The organism is Aporhodopirellula rubra (genome assembly GCF_014192335.1).
In the GTDB taxonomy this organism is placed as follows: Bacteria; Planctomycetota; Planctomycetia; order Pirellulales; family Pirellulaceae; genus Rhodopirellula; species Rhodopirellula rubra.
On sequence record NZ_JACHXU010000006.1, the window covers coordinates 97001 to 115386 of the forward strand.

Sequence of the window (18386 nt, forward strand, 5' to 3'; positions counted from 1 at the left end):
GCCCGAATCAATCCAATTTCACCCTCCTTTTTTTGGGGGGAGGGTGAAGTGCGGGACTGTTCACCCCGGGAAACCTTGGACGAATGGCTGCCGGGTAGTTAACGAGTTACTGGCTTGGTCCTGAGCGAGAAAGTTTAGGAAGCAGGGGGTGGTGGGGGCGGGGTCGAGGCGGTGAGGGCTGTGGCGAGTGTGGGGACGGTGGCGGCGGGTGACCAGGCGGCCATGCCGGCCATCCAGACCATCGTTTGCCCGTTCACTTCGCCACTGGCGATTCCCGATCGCATCTGATCGCTTGTGAAAGGACCTTTGGTCTGCCCGTTCACTGCGACATACCATGCGTCTGCTGCGGGTGGCGGTGGTGGTCCGGCGCTGGGAGCTGCCACGGGGCTCGCTCCGGCGGCGGGCATCATGCGGCTAGCCATCGCCATCCCGACGCCCAGTCCCATTCCTTCGGCGGCGCCTCCGCCTCCACCGCCCTCGGCGGCAGCCATCATGGCTTGGCCCATTTGGTATTGTTGGAATTTGTTCATGTCCCCAATCACGCCCATGCTGGTGCGTGTGTCGAGGGCTTTCTCGACTGATTCGGGGAACGAAATATTGACGATGAAGAGTTGCGGGCAATCCAACCCATACTCATCGTCGATGCGTTCGACCACCTTCTCACGGAGCGTGCTGGCGAGCTGCTGGTAATTGCTCGCGAGATCCAACGCGGCGATCTGCGAACTGCCGATTAAGTCGGCGAACGCACTCTGGATTACTGATCGCAACAGCGTGGTGACATCATCGGCTCCGAACTGGCCATCGGTGCCAACGATCTCGGTCAGTAACGCTTTCGGATCAACCGCTTTGAGCGTGTACGTGCCGAAGGCTCGGATTCGAATGGGCCCGAACTCGGGGTCACGCAACATAATCGGGTTGGGTGTTCCCCATTTCAAATCCGTGAGCTGGCGTGTGCTGACGAAATACACTTCCGCTTTGAAGGGACTATCAAAGCCGTACTTCCAACTCTCGAGCGTCGTCATCACCGGACGGTTTGCCGTCGTCAGTTCATAGTGCCCCGGCGGGTACACATCGGCGATCTCTCCCTCGTAGACAAACACCGCCATCTGGCCCGGACGCACAATCAGTTGGGCGCCGTTTTTGATTTCGTTATCGTGCCGTGGGAAACGCCAAACAAGCGTGTGTTGTGAGTCGTCGATCCACTCGATGATGTCGATCAACTCGGAGCGAATCAAATCAAACAATCCCATCTGGATTCCTTTGTTCTAGGTGTTCGTGTATGCGAGAGCAGGCAGCTCTGGAATGATAACAAATTGGTGACGATTCAGGCCCACCGGGGACGGGCAACCGAAAACGTTCGCGTTCCTTCAGGCGAGAAAACGGATGTGTCAGGGCGCGCCACGCGTGCTTTTTGCGTCACTTGCTGGCGTGTCGGAGTGGTCTTGCGTCTGGTGTGGTGCAGGTTGGTGGTGTGTTTTTTTGACCACGAAAAGGACGAAAGACACGAAAGGTTGGGACTGACGGAAATTCTCGTTGGTCGTTTGGGTGCTGGCGACATATGGCCGGATCGGGGATTTAAGCCGTGCCGGAGCGGCGCATAAGGACCGCTTTTGCACGAAGCCTGGAGGTCCGAGAGACGTTCTCCATCGCCGCAGCCGCTCCCGTAATTGCAGTGTTTGCTTGGTCCGGCCTGCGGGAGAATGCAGCTTCGAAGCATGCGCGTCGGGGCGGTATTTTGTTTGGTGTGATGGAGGTGGTGGTGTGGATTTTTTCAACCACGAAAAGTACGAACGATACGAAAGGTGGGGACTGACTTTTGAAGCAGTGGTCTGGTTCGTAGAGGAGGGATCTTGAAGGTGGGTGTCCGATCGGCGGCGCGATCGAGCCTTTTTGGTGTTCGCGGCTCAAATGCGTGGGCGATTTTCGCTGCGCCGCGCCGTTAGACTTTTCGTGCGGCCGGTGGTCGGAAGTAGAACCTTTGTTCGCCGAGCTGGAACTCGGTGATTTGATCCAATTTCACATCGTGCAGTCGCAGCCAAATTCCGTTGCGTGAGTTGAGGTCTTCGATCAGCCATCCTCGCGGTGTGTGATGCAGTTGCAAATGATTCGGACACACGTAGGGGTCGTTGATCGAGAGGGCTGATGTGGACGGATCCGAACCGATCACAATGTGAGTGCTTTCGAGCGTGTAGGACTGTTCGGGGCCCTTCGGATCTCGGTAGACGAGCTTCGGCAACGACACCTTCACGTCGCTTACTAATTGCGTTGCCCGTGCGTCTTTGTCGTCACCGGACACTTGGGTCCCGCCCCCATCGTCAAAGCGTCCATCGGGTGTTGGCATTTTGAAAGCGAACCGGTGCCCGCCGACGAGAAACTCTTGAGCGTTGCGGAGATACGCCCGCTGCACACGAAAGAACGATCCGTTACGGCTATCCAGATCCACGAAGTGCCACTGGTAGCTGCCCCGGTGTCGTCGACATTCCAACTGAGCGTGCTTCGACGACATCAGGACTTCGTGAGGAAACGTTAAGTCTCCTTGTTCGCGACCGATCACGGCGACTCCGCCGCGTAGCCGGTGGACTTCCGACTCCTTGATCGAACCGTCGTCGAGAGCGGAGAGAAACGCCATCGGCGGCCGCAAAATGGGGCGATACAGCGGCGTGCGTTTGGACGAAGCTTTCCCAGGCGCGGCGGCCCGCGATTTTGCTCCGCGTGCTTGAGTCGCACCGTGCATTGCCGCGCCGCCCGATCCATTATCAACGTCGGGTTCGTCGTCGCCACGCAAGCGAGACGGATCGACGACCATGGTTTGCCGGATCGCGTCGATTTCCTGATCGAGCGTTTCGCCCGTCATCGTCTGGTGAGCCAACGCGTCGTCATTCGAACGCCCGTCAGCGGCGCCGAGCAAGCGTTTGAGTTTGTCGAACATCAGCAGCAACTTCAACGAATAAAGAAAAGAGTCTGCTTCTATTCTGCCACGCTTGTGAGTGGGATGCTACGTGTAGCTTAGTTATGCAGCCCACATTCGGTTTTCTGAAAACCGCTCCACCGTCCCGCCCGCTCGTCTTCGCCGGCCATCACCGATCGCGTGCACGGTTGGCATCCGATGCTCGGGTAGCCTCGATCGTGGAGCGGGTTGTAGGGAATTCCTTCCTTCATGATCAGCGACCAAACCTGCTGTTTCGTCCAATTAGCCAGCGGACTGATTTTGACGAGCTGGAATTTTTTGTCCCAACCGACAATCGGCGCCTTCGCACGGTCCTCGCTCTGATCGCGCCGGATCGCACTGGCCCAGGCGTGCCAGCCGCGTGCCGCTTCGTGGAGCACCCGGAGCTTTCTTTCGAAACAGCAGCGGTTCGGATCCGTCAAATAGACCGGACCGCCGTTTTCTTTTTCGAATTCCTCGACCGACATCTTCGGGTATTTGTATTCGACCGTGACGCCGTAACGCTCGCGAACCCGCTCGCGGAGCTGCATCGTTTCCTCGAATTGGTAACCCGTCTCCAGGTTAAAAATCGGCGTTTCCGGAGCGATTTCGGCCAGCATGTGAATAATCGTCATGCCTTCGGGGCCGAACGCGGTCGCCATCGTGAACTTGGGCGCGTAGCGATCGACCGCCCATTTCAAAATCGCTTGCGGGGTTTCGTTCTCCAACGCCTCGCTCTCTCGCTGCAGTTCGGCGAGAAATTCGGGTGTCGGCTCGAGCGGCGGGTCGGCGACGCGGGCACCACCGACCAACGGAATCCCCTCTTTATCAAGCCCCATGGCTTTTTGAGCGGCCAACGCGGCGCCAGCGGATTCCTCGACCGAGAGCGTTTTGGACGGTTCAGAGTCAGGGGACACGATGGCGATGCTCGGCGACTGGGAAAGCGTTTGCGGGAGTCGAAATGGAACGGTTTTGGGAATTCGATCCGGGAAAGGATACAAACATGACCTGTTTGGTCAAGTATCTCCATCGACCACTCATCGGGGGTCCCTTGAGCAGATTCGCGAGGTCTAACGACGAAAAACCGGTTCCGTCGGCTAAGATAGAGTGACTACACCCCTCAAGTCGATCGGGATTTTGATGATGTTTTACCGCCTCCGGATTGCCTTCCCCACACGGGCCCCACGTGTCACCCTCGTGATTTTGCTGTCTTTCGCCGTCACTGCGGCGTGCCAGGCCGGCAAGGTCGAACTCTCCGGCGGCGGCCAATTGACCGGCGACGTCCGGCGTGCAGAGAAGGAAGACGGCTCGACAGCCCATGTCGTCGTGCGGATCGATCAAGATTTGTCGATCGCGGTCGCCGGGACTCATGTGCGACGAGCGGTCGAGGCGGACGACTTGAAAGAGTATCGCCAGCGGGCCGCATCAGCGGGCGATGACGCCGAGGCTCAATTCCAACTCGCCCGTTGGTGCAAGTCACAAACATTACTGCCGCAGTACCGTTATCACCTCACGCGGACGATCGATATCCAACCCGATCATGAACTCGCGCGGGCTGCGTTGGGATTCGTTCGAAACCGGTCAGGCAACGGCTGGATCAGTTATGAACGACTCCGCCGCAGTCAAGGATTGATCGAAGACCGAAAAGGCCGCTGGGTACTGCCAGAGGTTTTGGCGGCCAGTGAATACGCCGACGAAAGCGACAAGAAAGCAAAACTGTGGATCAAAAAGTTTAGACGCTTACACGCCAACGCGATCCGCGGTGACGCCGAAGCGATGGCCGAGATCGAGGCGATCGACGATCCATTCGCAACCCATGCGATCGCCTCGGAATTCCTTCGTACGCGAAGGTCCAAGATCAACTTGCGGACGCTACGACTCGGTTACGTTCGCCTGCTCGGTCGGCTCCGAAACTCGGACGCGGTGAAGGCGCTCGTCGAAGCCGCCTTGTATGAACCGGATGAATTGATTCGCGAGGAAGCCGTGCGACAACTGACCGAATACGGAGGCTCATCCGCCGTGGCGACATGCCTGCCGCTATTACGATCCAACTCGCCGGCGCAGGTCAAAGCCGCCGCCCGTGTTCTCGCGTCTTTCCCCAATCCTGAACTCGCGTTTGCTTATACCAACGCGTTGATCACCGAACAGAAGTCCAAGGTCCAGGTCGGCAGTGGCGGCACGCAAGCCGGGTTCGGAAACAACGGATCAGCGGGAATGCAGCAGGGTGCGAAGATCGTAGAGAAAACAGTCGCGGTGCGGCATCCCGAAGTCCTACGACTCGTCAAGATGATCGCCCCGAATGCGGACTACGGTTACGACGAAGTGGCTTGGCGTAAATACTTCGCGGCACTGAGAAACCCGAGCCGATCGGATCTCCGGCGCGATCCATAACCCTCAAAAAGTAACAACCACCGTAGTGCAGGCTGCCAGCCTGCAACATGACGCCGGCTACAGGCAAACGGCTAGAGACAAACGGGCTAGCACGTGCGTGCGAGGCTCCGCTTAGATGAACTGCTTGCTGATGAACCAGGGGAGGTGGCAAGACAGGCTGGCAGCCTGTGCTACGGATACAGGTGACTGAACGGTTGTGGGTTGCGATGCATCAAAAGGGGTCAAGCACATTTCCGCAGAGCATGCGAACTGGACACACTGTTTCTTGTTCGCGGTAGCGTTCCCTGATATGACAGCAATCGCGGCGGGTTCACGAGCAACCCAACGAGTCTATTGATTCATTGATTATGGGTGCGCTCATCGTCGCCGAAACCCAATCGCATCTATAGACAAGTTGTTCGTCGTTGAGATTGCATCACGCAAAACGCACGACGTCTCTATAGACGGGTTCTCTCGCGTTCCATCGACCCGTTACGTTCCGAAGAAGCCTTTCGGGTGGCATGTGAACCAGGAATTCTATTCTCTTCGTGCCACTGATCGCCTGCGCAAATGTGATTGCGTTGCTACAATATTGTTCAACTATCGACAAAATTAGACATACCTCAATCTCCGATAAAAATCAGGACATACCATTGAGCCAAGAGATTCATTCCGTTCGCGCATATCAGCACTTACGCAACCGACTGATCTCGGGAGATTTTGAGCCCGGCACGCGACTACTCTATGGACCTATCGGCAAAGAAATTGGCGTCAGCGCGACGCCGGTTCGCGAAGCCGCTGGTCGACTCGCCAACGAAGGTCTCGTTGATCTGATTCCTCAAATCGGAGCCGTTGTTCGTACCATCGGTCGCGAAGAGTTGATTGAGATCTACGGCGTTCGCGAAATCATCGAACCGGGTGCGTCCGCGATGGCGGCTCGAAAGGCGAGCGAAGAACAGATCGCGGCGATCGGTGAAGAGCTAGCTAAGATGAAAGAAGCGACGCACGCTCAAGAACTCGGCGGCACCGAAGTCACCACTCGGGAAATCAAACGAAACTTCGACCGCGCTGATTACGGATTCCACATTCGCGTGTTCGAAGCGACCGGCAACAAAGCAATCGTACACACCGCGACTCAGTCGCAAGTACTGACGCGTGTGTTCGGCATTCGCAAACACATTCACGATGCCGAATCGATGAAACTGACCTGCGGTCACCACCAAGCGATTTTTGACGGCATCGCGAATCGCCAACCCGAAGCCGCTTTCGCCGCTGCCGTCGAACACATCCAATACGGCTTGGAACATTGTCTGATCGTGATGGACCAAGCCGAAGCCGCGAAAGCAGCTGAAGAGGCCGCGAAAGAAGGCGGCAAAAACGAGCCAGCGGCAAAGGAGGCTCCCGTGGAGACGCCCTTGGAGACTCCGACGGAAGAAAAATCAGAATAGTCTGAATCAGGACGCGAGAGTTTGCAGCATTTCAAACGATGACGTGCCTGTTCACGTTAGCTGGATGTGCCAGATTTTCGACCCCCGAAGCCTGGCGACGGCGACTGCACCTTTCTGAGAATGCTCGAGTCGCGTTAGTATTTGCTTAAAACGTGAGTGACTGATCGCTCTCGACGGGTCCCGCTGCGTAGATTTTTCGGCATCGCGAGCGATGAAACGGTGTTGCTTACCCAACGGTAGCAACCCTGGTATTATTCGACGTCTGTCATCGGAAGTGCGAACAAATACCTTCTCGGAATGAAAGCTGGCCTGATCCCAGGCTTCGAACAACCTATGCCTGACTTGATTGCGCAAGGGTCGAATCGTTGGCGACGTGGGCTGCCTGAAATCGCCGCCGGACGCGACGTCCTGCTGGGGCGACAACCTCAAACCTCGCCGCCTCCTTCATCGCTCTCGTCACCGCCCGGGGCGGGTATCCATGCGGCCTATGCTGACGCCGGAGGGGGTGCGGTCGCAGCGATGGGACAACCGCAAAAACGACATATTGTTGCGATCCCATGGGCCGTTCCGTGGGACCCATCCATCTCTCGGCATCACGCCGTTCTCACGATGCTCAACGGTGACCGATTGCGAGTGACTCGCGATCCGAGAGCACGCAATCCGATCTTTTACCGTGGCAAACCGCGGGATCAGTTCGTCGTCGTTCCGGGTGAGCACTTTGTGATCGGTCAAACCACCTTCACGCTCGCTCGTCGCCCTGGATTCACATCCGATTCGGATCAGTCACCAAAACCTTCTGCCGATGCCGTTCCGTCCATCCGTCGTGGGCTCTCGCCAAACGAACATGGCGAACCGGCCAGCGACGCGGACCTCACGCCGGACTACATCGCGTCGCCGCAATCGTATGAAGTCACTGAAATGGCGTTTGCCGAATCGGCACTTCGCCAACGCAACTTTCACGACACCCAGGCACGAATCGAATTACTGGCCCGTTTGCCAGACTTGGTTGCCGGCAGTATCAGCGACGAGGAATTGTTTGCGCGAGTGACCGATGTCCTGTTGCGTGCGACCCCGGCCTCTTCCGCGGTCGCAATCGTTCGTGCGGATCTTTCGGAAGGTTCGATACCGAGTCCCGAGTCAGACAGCGTCTTGCCGCAGATGCAGATCTTGCACTACGACGTTCGCGACAATGATTCGACTTCGCACGATGTCAGCACCAAATTGGTTGCGGCGACCCTTCAACGTCGAGAGAGTGTGCTGCATCTTTGGGAGACCTCGCCCCTGCGAGGCGGACAAGCGTCAGCGACGGACTACACGGCGACTGAAAATATCGACTGGGCTTTTTGTGTGCCGTTGCGGAGTGAAGCGTGCCGCGGATGGGTTCTCTATGTGACCGGCAGCCGGACCGCGCTGCTCACCGGAGACGCCTCGATCAACGATTCACGAACGTTGGTGGATCGACTCAGTGACGATGTCAAATTCGCCGAGGTTGTCGGCTCGCTTGTCTCGGGGATGCGGCAGGCCAATCAGTTTCAACAACGGCATGCGGCGATGCGGCGTTTCTTCGCGCCGGTCGTCCTGGACGCGATTGCGGGTACCGATTCAGAGAACTGGCTACAGCCGCGAGAGTGCGACCTATCGGTGATGTTCTGTGACTTGCGTGGTTTTTCGCGTACATCCGAAATGCACAGCGACGATCTGCTCGTCTTGCTCAAACAAGTCAGCGCGGCACTCGGCGTGATGACCAAACATATCCTCGACACCGAGGGCGTGATCGGCGATTTTCACGGCGACGCCGCAATGGGTTTTTGGGGATGGCCGCTGCCCCTGCCGCACGGAACCGATCCGATGGTCGCGGCGAGTGCAGCGGCGGCGCGAGCAGCAGCCGACATCCGCCGCGACTACACCAAAGGTGCCTCCGATTTTCGCTGTGGAATCGGGATCGCCTCGGGCAAGGCCGTCGCTGGGCGAATCGGCACAGTCGACCAAGTCAAAGTCACCGCGTTTGGTCCCGTCGTGAATCTGGCGAGCCGATTGGAAGGTCTGACCAAAGTGTTCGGCGTTGAAATCCTCGTCGATGAAGCGACCGCGAAACACCTCGCCGTCCCCGATTCGGTGGAACGGAAATCCACCTCAGACGACCTGCGTCTCTCCGGTGCAAAGACTGCCACCACGCGGGACGGATTCCACCTCCGAACGCTCGGGCGTGTGCGGCCAGCGGGAACCAAGAACCCCATCGAGATCTTTCAGCTCATCGTGCCGATGGAGAATCATCCTCAACTCACCGAAGCTCAATTGAGACTTTCCGAGCAAGCGTTCGCCGCGTTTGGCGAAGGACGTTGGGACGACGCCTATCAGCAACTTCACGAATTGCCCGCCTGGGACCGCCCCAAAGACGTGTTGCTGCAGCGAATTCTGCAACACCACCGCGTCGCCCCTGCCGATTGGGACGGAGTACTCGAGTTTCCGAAATAGCGATCACCTCGCTATCTTCTGATTCCCGCAACGCATGACCACGCCAAATCTGTCTTAGGATCAAGCACGGGATACTCAACCGCCTCATCTCGCCTCACCGAAGCCCTCCGAGTACCTCCGCATGGATGCCGCACAACAATACGAAGATGTCCCTTATCCAGACTTCGTACATCCGCGAACAAACCCGGATTCGATCGCCGCGATGGCGAGGCTACACGGAGTCGAAACCGCTCCTCCCGCTCATTCTCGGATACTCGAACTCGGCTGTGGACAGGGCGGCAATTTGATTTCGCTCGCGGTGTTGTATCCGGACTCACGCTGCGTTGGGATCGATTTGAGTGCCGGACACATTGCGTCGGGGAAATCCAACACGGCAAAACTCGGACTCAAAAACATCCGACTCCATGCCGGTGACCTAGCGAAATTTCCCGCGGGCTTTCCCGCCGACATCGTACAACCGACCGGCGACAACCGGTTCGACTACATCCTTGTGCATGGAGTCTATTCTTGGGTTCCAGAGCAAGTCCGCAAAGAGATTCTCAGAATCTGCCGTGACCACCTTTCCGATTCGGGAATCGCGTTCATCAGCTACAACACTTATCCAGGATGGCACGCCAAAGGCATGGTGCGGGAGATGTTGAGACATCATGCATCTGTATCTTCACAAAGCCGCCCCTCGCTTGAATCGATTACCGATGGAATACAATTCTTAGAGGAAGTCGCCAACTCGGTCCCCGAAACGACCAGCTATGGGAAAATGTTGCGGGAAGAACTCTGGTCAATATCGCAATCCCATGAAGCCTATTTGTTTCATGAACAGTTCGAGACGATTAACGAACCTCGCTACTTTCATCAGTTCGTTGATGAGGTGTCAGAGATGGATCTGCAGTATGTGTGCGAATCGAGCTTGACCGTTGTGCCATCGCAAACAGAGGCAATGAAACAGCGAATCTCGACGATGGGCGTGCTGCAGCGGGAACAATATCTCGACTACGTGTGCAACCGAACTTTTCGGCAATCGCTCCTGCGTCGAAGCGGAAAGGGCGAAAAGGCTGCTGACAATCCAGAATTATCGGGGATTAACCAATTGTGGTTTTCCTCCGATTCAAAATGCCAGAACAGTGACAATCGCCCTTTCACCGCTGCCGATTTAGCGAATCCCGAAACCGAATTACGACTTGTTAATACTCGTGGCACGAACGTGACAATTAAGACGCCCACGACCCAAGCTGCGTTGCTGCACTTGGCGTCGGTTCGACCTGCCGCGGTAAGCTTCCCAAGTCTTTGGGATCATGCATCCAGGCAACGGAACGCTGGAGCCGATGAAGAATCAGCTCGAGCCAACTTTGGTGGCGAATTGATTCAGTTGGCACGGTTTGAAATGGTGCGTTTGCATTGGGGCGAACTGCCTCTGGTCACGACGGTTTCGTCTCAACCTCAAACCAGCGTACTGGCGCGTCTGCAAGCGGAATCCGGTAACACGATCACATCACTACGACACATGAACGTGCGAGTCGATGAGGCGACGCGGCAGTTAATCATGTTGTGCGATGGCACCAACGATCGCCAGCAGATCGTGGCGGGGATGGTCCGCTTCATCACACGAGATGGCGTCGGACTGAAACATCAAGGCCGCGAGATCACCGACCCGAATCAGATTACTGAATTGGTGCGAGAGAAGATCGAACCGAATCTGAAAAACCTCGGCGTGATGGGCCTTCTCGTACGTTAACGACGCCGGCTTCTTCGACGAGAGTCAGACGTTTTCGGCGATAGCGACTTCGTTACTCGGACTCGATTCATGCTCTCGGAAACGGTAACCGATTCCTCGCACGGTCTCGATCAAATCAGCCGCATCGTTCATCTTCTTCCGTAGGGCACGGATGTGAACATCGATCGTTCGCTCGAGCACCAAGGTGTCTTCGCCGAGCGCTGCTTCAACGAGTTCGTTGCGATCGAACGCTCGTCCGGGCTGACGAATCAACGTCTCGAGAAGGCGAAACTCGCTCTTGGTTAACTTCAGGACTTCGCCATCGATAGTCGCGACGAAACGTCGGCGATCGACGGTGACGCCGGACTGCGTGACCGATTCGGCGTCGTCAACTGCGGGCTCGCGTCGTCGCAAGAGGGCTTTGATTTTTTGCAGGAGAACTTTGTAGCTCTCGACCGGTTTGAGAACGTAGTCATCGGCTCCCATCGCGAACCCGACGACTTGGTCGGACTCTTCTCCGAGTGCGCTGAGCATCATGATCAAACAGGACTGGGTCGCGGGGTTCGCACGCAACTGCTTGCAGACTTCCACGCCACTGAGGATCGGAAGATCGACGTCGAGAACGATCAAATCGGGCAGTTGAAGCTTGGCTTGCTTGAGAGCTTCCCGCCCGTCGGTAGCGCGAAAAACTTCATACCCGGCGCGCTTGAGCTGATACTCCAACGTCTCGACGAGCGGCAGGTAATCTTCGACAACGAGAACTTTCGTTTTGGACATGCGGCGCGATTGGGTGGGGACTGACTGATGTAAAACGGCCTCCTGCTGACGCCAACATTTTGATCCATCAACCCGATTGACGCAGCGCCCCGGGGGCCCTGAAAGCGATGAAGGTTTTATGAATATTCTAACCTTCGACCGCCTAAACGGACGCTCCCTCCGATTAAAACCGGCGAATTAAAACGACAAATCGAGCACAATCGGCTCGAAAGGAACGTGCTTCACCGCAGCCCCCGCGTTGTAAAACTCGTAGCCTGCAATGCGGAAACCGCCCATCCGACGGTGCGTATGCCCAAATACGATCCGCTGCACACCACTGCCGAGCCAATCGGGTTGGCTGCGGATCCAGTGCAGCAATCGCATGCAAACTCGTTTTCGCCGGTGTGCGACTCCGGCGGTGGCGAGGTGCAAACGCGCGGTCACGGCGGCGTTGTAGAGATGATTTCGGATCGCGGGAGGCTCGTGGATGCCAGTACGTTCGTGGTGCCACCGCGACCGATAACGTCCTAATCCGGCATGACTTCCGCCCCCTTCGATCACGTCGCCGTGGACCATCAAGCAATCACCGACCCGAACCGCGTCGAGCCCCACGTAGACGGCCCCTTCGTAAAGAGCAAGCTCGCGAGGAGTCGTGATCGCCGCCGTGCTTTGATCGCCCGTTAGGCCAGGTTCTCCTGTCGGGCTGGATTCTCCTGTCGGGTTGGGTTTTGCCGATAGGCGTTGGTGCGGGGCCGCCCAATCGGCGAGCGATTGTTGAAACCGAGGCTGAGCGTCGTGATTGCCGGTCAGATAAACGAATCGCTTTTCCGGAAACTCCTCTCTCCACGCCTCCAACCAATCCACCGCGATGCGTCGTGAGGTTGGCCCGTCCCCTTCGCAGGACCAGCAGAAATCGAACAGATCGCCCCCCCAAACACAAACGTCGGCCGACTCGACGGCACGCCGAACCGAACGCATGTGCTGCGAATAATTGCTGCGAGCGCTAAGCAGATGCAAATCGGAAATGAACGCGGTGGTCCACTGACGATCCTCGACGCCTGATCCATCGGGCACCAATGTCGCAATATTTGGCGGACTGCTATCGTGAGAGAGACGACCGAGGGTCATAGCAACGCCTTTTCTATTCATCTATCGAGACAATCATGAGCGATCCCGCCGATGGGTACGCTGTTACGGGATCCGCATCCCGACCGCCAGCCGATCCGACTCACGAAAAACCATTCCTCCGACGGGCTGCGATTTCGGCCGCGATTGGGTTCGCGTTGATCGCCGTCGTGCAGTATTTCGCGCCCGAATTCGACTATCAATTTGCGTTCCTCGGTTGCCTCGCCATCGGTCTCATCTCGGCCGTGTTGACGCTTTACTTTCTGCAACGAGCCGCTCATCGCGCCGGCAGGACATGGTTGGTACCTTTGACGACGCTCGCGATCGGGATTGTGTTCGCTTCGCTGGTCAAGGTTCGCACGATGTCCGGCGAAATGATCCCACAACTCGGATGGCGTTTCTCGACTCGCGATATCCCCAAATTACAAACGCCCCCCGCGGCGCCGATAGCCCCTAACGAATCAGGCTCGGCAACATCAATCGCCCCCGCCACCGATTCGGAAACTGAAAACGCTGGCGATGGCGCCACCCCAGGTGAAAACGCCACGCGGGCAACCGACGATGCACCCGATACGCTCGTCGTTCAGTGGGGACAATTTTTGGGCAATGATCGCAACGGGACCATCGAGGAACGGCCGTTTTCGATTCCCCAATCCACCGACGAGATCGAAACGTTGTGGAACATCGGTATCGGTGGCGGTTGGTCATCCTTCGCCGTAGCGGGCGAATTCGCGGTCACACTCGAACAGCGAGAAGATCGAGAATGCGTCACCGCCTACCGAGTCAGCGATGGGGAGTTGTTGTGGATCGTCGACCACGAAGCGACCCACACTCACCCGCTCGGTGAAGCGGGTCCACGATCCACTCCCGCAGTCCTCGACGGACGAGTCTACGCACAAGGAGCGACCGGGATGGTGTGGTGTTTGGACTTGGTGACCGGGCACGTGATCTGGGATGCCGACCTGCTAAAACTCGCCGGATGGGACCAAACCGAATCCGAAGTTGCCGTAACGTGGGGGCGCAGCGGGTCGCCGCTACTCGTCAACGGTCTGTGCGTGTTGCCCTATGGCGGGAAAGTGGATTCCGGCGCTAGGTCACTGATCGCGTTGGACGCCCAATCCGGTTCGGTTCGCTGGACCGCAGGGGAAGACCAAATCAGTTACGCCTCGCCACAACTGCTCACGCTCGCGGGCGTTCGACAAATTGTTTCGGTCAATGAAGCTTCCATTACCGGGCACACCGTCGACTCCGGTGAACAGCTTTGGCAAACCGACTGGGCCGGACAGAGCAACGGCGGTGCGAACTGCGCCGCGGTGATTGGTGCTGGAAAAGATCGATTTCTGGTCGGCAAAGGCTACGGCGGCGGCAGTGCGTTGATCGAAATCGAAGCCTCTCCATCAGGCGAGGGCTTTATCGCCGAAGACGTGTGGCGTTCCAACCGCGTGATGAAGACCAAATTCAACCATGCCGTCATCCGTGACGGAGTCGCCTATGGAATCAGCAACGGTGCGTTGCAAGCCATGGAAATCGAAACCGGCGACCGGCTTTGGGAACAATCACGCCGCAGTCGATCGGGGCAGGGCCAAGTCATCCTGGCCGGCGACACGTTAATCGTCCAAGAAGAGATGGGTGACGTTTTGCTGGTCGCGGCAGACCCGGCGGAGTACCGTGAACTGCTGCGAATTGACGCATTGCAGCACAAGACATGGAACGTTCCGAGTCTTGCCGGTAACGTACTCCTGGTCCGGAACGCAGTCCAAGCGATGGCGTTTCGATTGCCGCCGAAATAACCGCCGCACCAGCCTCTTCCGAACTCAATGCCGGGATGATCGCTAGGTTCTTCCTACACAAGCGAACCGATTGCCCAGTCGGTTCGCATGTGAATTCACCTGTCATTTCGATGCACCACTTTAGAACATTTCATTCAACCCAACGACGATGATCAACACCCTCACACCCACTGAATTCCCCAATCCGGATGAGTTCGAACCACTCGACTTTTTAGTCGTTGCCCCACACCCCGACGATGCCGAGATTGGCATGGGTGGCACAATCATGCGAATGCTCGACCAAGGAATGCGGGTCGGGGTGTTGGACCTGACATCGGGCGAGCCGACGCCGCATGGCAGCATGGAAACCCGTATCCGCGAAACCGCCGCGGCCACTTCCGTGATGAACCTGACGTGGCGTGGCAACGCCGGATTGGTCAATCGCGCGCTCGAAAATACGATCGAGGCCCGCATCCGAATCGCCAGCTACATTCGATGCCTTCGGCCGCGATGGTTGTTTGCCCCGTATTACCACGACGCCCATCCTGATCACCTGGCCGCGACACTGTTAACCGAGGCGGCTCGTTTTCAAGCCAAACTCAGCAAGACCGACATGCCGGGACCACGTCACCATCCCGAGCGGCTGTACTACTATTTTTGCATCCACCTACGACTGGCGGTTCAGCCGGCATGGATCGTCGACATCTCCGAACAATGGGAACGCAAAATGGAAGCGGTCCGAGCGTATGAAAGCCAGATGATTACCGGCCGGCCCGCGACACCTCCGACATTGATCGACCGAATCCGTCACGAAGGCGAACACTGGGGCCGACTGATTAATCGCACCCACGGCGAACCGTTCGACACCAAAGAACCGCTCGCGCTGAACAGCCTGCGAGACTTGCTCTAAAACGAGTGACTCGGCTCACTCGACGACGAATACCTTGCCGCCCTTGCCGTCTTCCATCGCTTTGACTTTCGGAGCCGTCTGGGGCAGTGGACGTGCGATCGTGTAAGCCGCAACGCCAACGACGAGCACCAACGCGAGCACGGCGATGGCGAGCCCGATGCCCAGCATCACGAGCTGCGTGTCGGCGGACTTTTGTGACGTGCCGTTTTGCGGCGACGGTGCCGTTCTCGCGACGTTGCCGACTCCGGACTTTGTTGGCGTTTTGCCAGGACGAACGATAGTCCCGTTTGACAAGTGCGATGAAGACGCGGAAGAAAAATCGGAGACCGATCCACCGCCCGCATCGAGTGGCGGCAACGATCCGAAGTCGAAATCCTCCATCACCTCGACCACTTCAACTTCCGAGATGGGCATCCCGGAACTGTCGTCCATCGTGGCATTGAAGAGTTTTTCGTCGATCGTCGAATCGCTCCGAGTGACCATGGCGGCCAACTGTTCGTGTCGTGAATCAAAATCACCACGTCCCGCTCGCAAACGTTGCAATTGATTGAGCAAATCGGCAGCCGATGATGGACGATCCGCAGGCTTCTTCGCCATCATCCGCATCAGCAACATCGCCAGGGCTTCGGGGCAATCGCTGCGTACTTCGCGAACATCCGGAATCGCCGCAGTCTGGTGCTTCGCCAGTCGCTGGGCCACACTTTCACCACGAAACGGTGACTTTCCCGTCAGCAGGAAATACCAAGTGCACCCGAGCGAATAGATATCCGCTCGCGCGTCGACCGTTTTGCTGTTGAGGGCTTGTTCGGGGGCAACAAAATCGGCGGTGCCCATCAACCGTTTCGACTCTTGCCCGTCATCGGCTTCGGTCCACCCGATCCGCGCCAATCCCATATCACTGACCTTCACAACTCCGTCGCTGCGCAGCATCAGGTTGGAAGGTTTGATGTCACGGTGGATGACACCTCGTTCGTGTGCGTGCACCAATCCTTCGCAGGCCTGGGCGACCGCATCGAGTGCGGCGTCGTAAGACATCACTCCATCTCGAGCGACGATTTGGTGGAGGTCGATACCGTCGACAAACTCCATCACGATATAGAGTTTGTTGCCCGCTTCGTTGAAGTCATACGCGCGAACGATATTGATGTGATCGAGTTGTGCTGACGCGCGAGCCTCCTCTTTGAATCTCTCGATCCGGCGACTGTCCTTGAGTGCTTCAGGCGGCAACACCTTCAACGCCATTTGCCGCTTCATGACTTGATGTTCGCCGAGATACACCATCCCCATGCCGCCACGACCGAGCGGGCGGAGCAGTTTATAGGCTCCCAAAAAGAATCCACGACTCTTGCCCGCGAGCAGTTTGCTCGCCTGCCAACGTGTGAGTAACCCGGCGTTGCGCAGTCCATCGGCGAGACGCTGCGAATCCACCACGGTGCTTTCCGTCATCAACGATGCAACGACCGTCTTGATTTCCTCGAGCGTCAAAACACGAGACGCGAGTGCGCGTTTGACCAGCGAACGGGTATCTTCATCGAGAATCGGGCGCGCGGTCACGGCAGTGGACGACGATGTTAACTGAATGGAAGGTCCAGGAGCGGCGGGGTAACTCTCACCATTCATCGTGAACTCGAAGTGGGTGAAATAAACGAACGACCAATTCTACTCATCGGCTTCGCAGATTGCGAAGCAACAGGTTGAGGTGAATAGCCGTTATTTCAACCGATTTTTAGCCCGGAAAGGTTAAGTTTCCATGAACATTAACGAGGGAGTCAAAAAAACCTCACTGGGATAATTTACCCGACACAAAAAAAGCCCCTGTGGCGGTGCTGTCGCCCCAGCCATCTGGCGATTTTTTGATTCCAAAACTTCGTCGATCCACTCGACCGGCCGATAGCCGCGAGCGACATCGAGCATCGTTCCGACGAGGTTGCGGACCATGTTGTAGAGAAACCCGTTTCCCTCCACCTCATAAAACCATCTCTGCCCAGCAAACTCTTCAGCGAATCTCTCAGCGAACTGCCCAGTGGATTTTCCAGCGAGATTGCCGGTAACGTCACCGGAGAATGCGCCACCGGACGGCTCAGCGGCTTCCCGCGTCCACACGCTGTGCGTGATCGTGCGGACGGTGCTCGCCCGAACCGCGCCCGCAGCCTGAAACGCGGCGAAGTCGTGACAACCGATGAATTTCTCCGCCGCTGCGGATAACAAGTCGACATCAATCGGCCACGGCACCCGATAACGTGTCCGCACCGCAAAAGGATCGCGGTGCCCGCCGATTTGAATTTGATACCGATAACGTTTGCCGATGGCGTCGGCGATGGGATGAAACGAGGGAACCGTTTCTCGCACGTCGACGACCGTAATGTCATCAGGCAATCGTGAGTTAATTCCACGCATCACCGCCGTCGCATCGGCCCGCCAATTCGGCAACACACACCGCGCGACCTGCCCCCATGCGTGGACCCCCGCATCGGTTCGTCCGCTGCCGAGGACCCGAAACGACCGTGCCCCGTCAGTCGCGTTCGATGTGATCTCGTCTGGACCGGTATCGCCGCTCGCGTTCTTAAAATGGGCGACGTCAATTTTCGCGACGTCACCGCTCGGCGAATCGTTCGATGAATCGCTCGTCGTCCGCTCCGATCGCAAAGGCTGTTCGTCCCGATTCGGTGTCCCCGCCGGTTTTGCCTTCTTGCCAGGTTTGCCGATGAGGGTCGCGACGGCTCGCTCAAGTTCCGCTTGCACGGTCAGTCGACCGGGTTGGACCTGCCATCCCGAATATCGCGTCCCGTCATAGACGACAGTGAGATGAAAGGTCGGCAACGGCGTCTCGTCAGGGAGAGGTGAGAGGGAATCCATCGTCAAATCTTATCGGATCGAAGCCATTCCGATAACGTGT

Annotated in this window: 13 protein-coding genes; 6 read left to right on the forward strand and 7 right to left on the reverse strand. The window is 57.4% G+C overall.

The genetic code is table 11. The annotated features are described in order from the left end of the window. Positions 1 to 134: 134 nt before the first annotated feature. The 3 genes from FHS27_RS09940 to FHS27_RS09950 all read right to left on the reverse strand — a co-directional run bounded on the left by FHS27_RS09940 (position 135) and on the right by FHS27_RS09950 (position 3843). The gene (locus FHS27_RS09940; RefSeq protein WP_184304720.1) at positions 135 to 1250 is read right to left on the reverse strand and encodes an SPFH domain-containing protein; all 1116 of its coding nucleotides are present in this window, start codon (positions 1248 to 1250) and stop codon (positions 135 to 137) included. A gap of 689 nt (positions 1251 to 1939) precedes the next feature. Beyond that, positions 1940 to 2929, reverse strand: a complete 990-nt coding sequence (locus tag FHS27_RS09945) for an FHA domain-containing protein (RefSeq protein WP_246419386.1) — start codon at positions 2927 to 2929, stop codon at positions 1940 to 1942. Between the two features lie 77 nt (positions 2930 to 3006). Continuing rightward, complete coding sequence (locus tag FHS27_RS09950) at positions 3007 to 3843, reverse strand: phosphoadenylyl-sulfate reductase (RefSeq protein WP_184304724.1); 837 nt, start codon at positions 3841 to 3843, stop codon at positions 3007 to 3009. 190 nt (positions 3844 to 4033) lie between these two features. Between FHS27_RS09950 and FHS27_RS09955 the strand changes: the two genes are divergently transcribed. The 4 genes from FHS27_RS09955 to FHS27_RS09970 all read left to right on the forward strand — a co-directional run bounded on the left by FHS27_RS09955 (position 4034) and on the right by FHS27_RS09970 (position 10951). Beyond that, positions 4034 to 5317 carry a HEAT repeat domain-containing protein gene (locus tag FHS27_RS09955; protein ID WP_315854512.1) on the forward strand — a complete coding sequence of 428 codons (1284 nt, stop codon included), beginning with the start codon at positions 4034 to 4036 and terminating at the stop codon, positions 5315 to 5317. Positions 5318 to 5949: 632 nt separating this feature from the next. Then, positions 5950 to 6744, forward strand: a complete 795-nt coding sequence (locus FHS27_RS09960; RefSeq protein ID WP_184304726.1) for a GntR family transcriptional regulator — start codon at positions 5950 to 5952, stop codon at positions 6742 to 6744. Positions 6745 to 7077: 333 nt separating this feature from the next. Next, a complete protein-coding gene (locus FHS27_RS09965) occupies positions 7078 to 9219 on the forward strand; it encodes an adenylate/guanylate cyclase domain-containing protein (protein WP_184304728.1) in 2142 nt (713 codons plus the stop codon). A 121-nt stretch (positions 9220 to 9340) separates the two neighbouring features. After that, a complete protein-coding gene (locus tag FHS27_RS09970) occupies positions 9341 to 10951 on the forward strand; it encodes a methyltransferase regulatory domain-containing protein (RefSeq protein WP_184304730.1) in 1611 nt (536 codons plus the stop codon). A gap of 24 nt (positions 10952 to 10975) precedes the next feature. Here FHS27_RS09970 and FHS27_RS09975 read toward each other — a convergent pair whose 3' ends face one another. Continuing rightward, positions 10976 to 11707 carry a response regulator transcription factor gene (locus FHS27_RS09975; RefSeq protein WP_184304732.1) on the reverse strand — a complete coding sequence of 244 codons (732 nt, stop codon included), beginning with the start codon at positions 11705 to 11707 and terminating at the stop codon, positions 10976 to 10978. 177 nt (positions 11708 to 11884) lie between these two features. Continuing rightward, a complete protein-coding gene (locus FHS27_RS09980) occupies positions 11885 to 12814 on the reverse strand; it encodes a metallophosphoesterase (RefSeq protein ID WP_184305015.1) in 930 nt (309 codons plus the stop codon). A gap of 35 nt (positions 12815 to 12849) precedes the next feature. Between FHS27_RS09980 and FHS27_RS09985 the strand changes: the two genes are divergently transcribed. Beyond that, on the forward strand, positions 12850 to 14601 hold the full coding sequence (locus FHS27_RS09985; RefSeq protein WP_184304733.1) for an outer membrane protein assembly factor BamB family protein: 1752 nt from the start codon (positions 12850 to 12852) through the stop codon (positions 14599 to 14601). A gap of 148 nt (positions 14602 to 14749) precedes the next feature. Continuing rightward, entirely contained in the window at positions 14750 to 15490 is a 741-nt protein-coding gene (bshB1, locus tag FHS27_RS09990) for a bacillithiol biosynthesis deacetylase BshB1 (RefSeq protein WP_184304735.1), read from the forward strand. Between the two features lie 15 nt (positions 15491 to 15505). Here the strand turns inward: bshB1 and FHS27_RS09995 are convergent, their stop codons facing one another. Both FHS27_RS09995 and FHS27_RS10000 read right to left on the reverse strand, forming a co-directional pair. Then, complete coding sequence (locus tag FHS27_RS09995; RefSeq protein ID WP_246419387.1) at positions 15506 to 17110, reverse strand: serine/threonine-protein kinase; 1605 nt, start codon at positions 17108 to 17110, stop codon at positions 15506 to 15508. Between the two features lie 120 nt (positions 17111 to 17230). Beyond that, positions 17231 to 18346, reverse strand: a complete 1116-nt coding sequence (locus tag FHS27_RS10000) for a tRNA pseudouridine synthase A (RefSeq protein ID WP_184304737.1) — start codon at positions 18344 to 18346, stop codon at positions 17231 to 17233. Positions 18347 to 18386 lie beyond the last annotated feature (40 nt).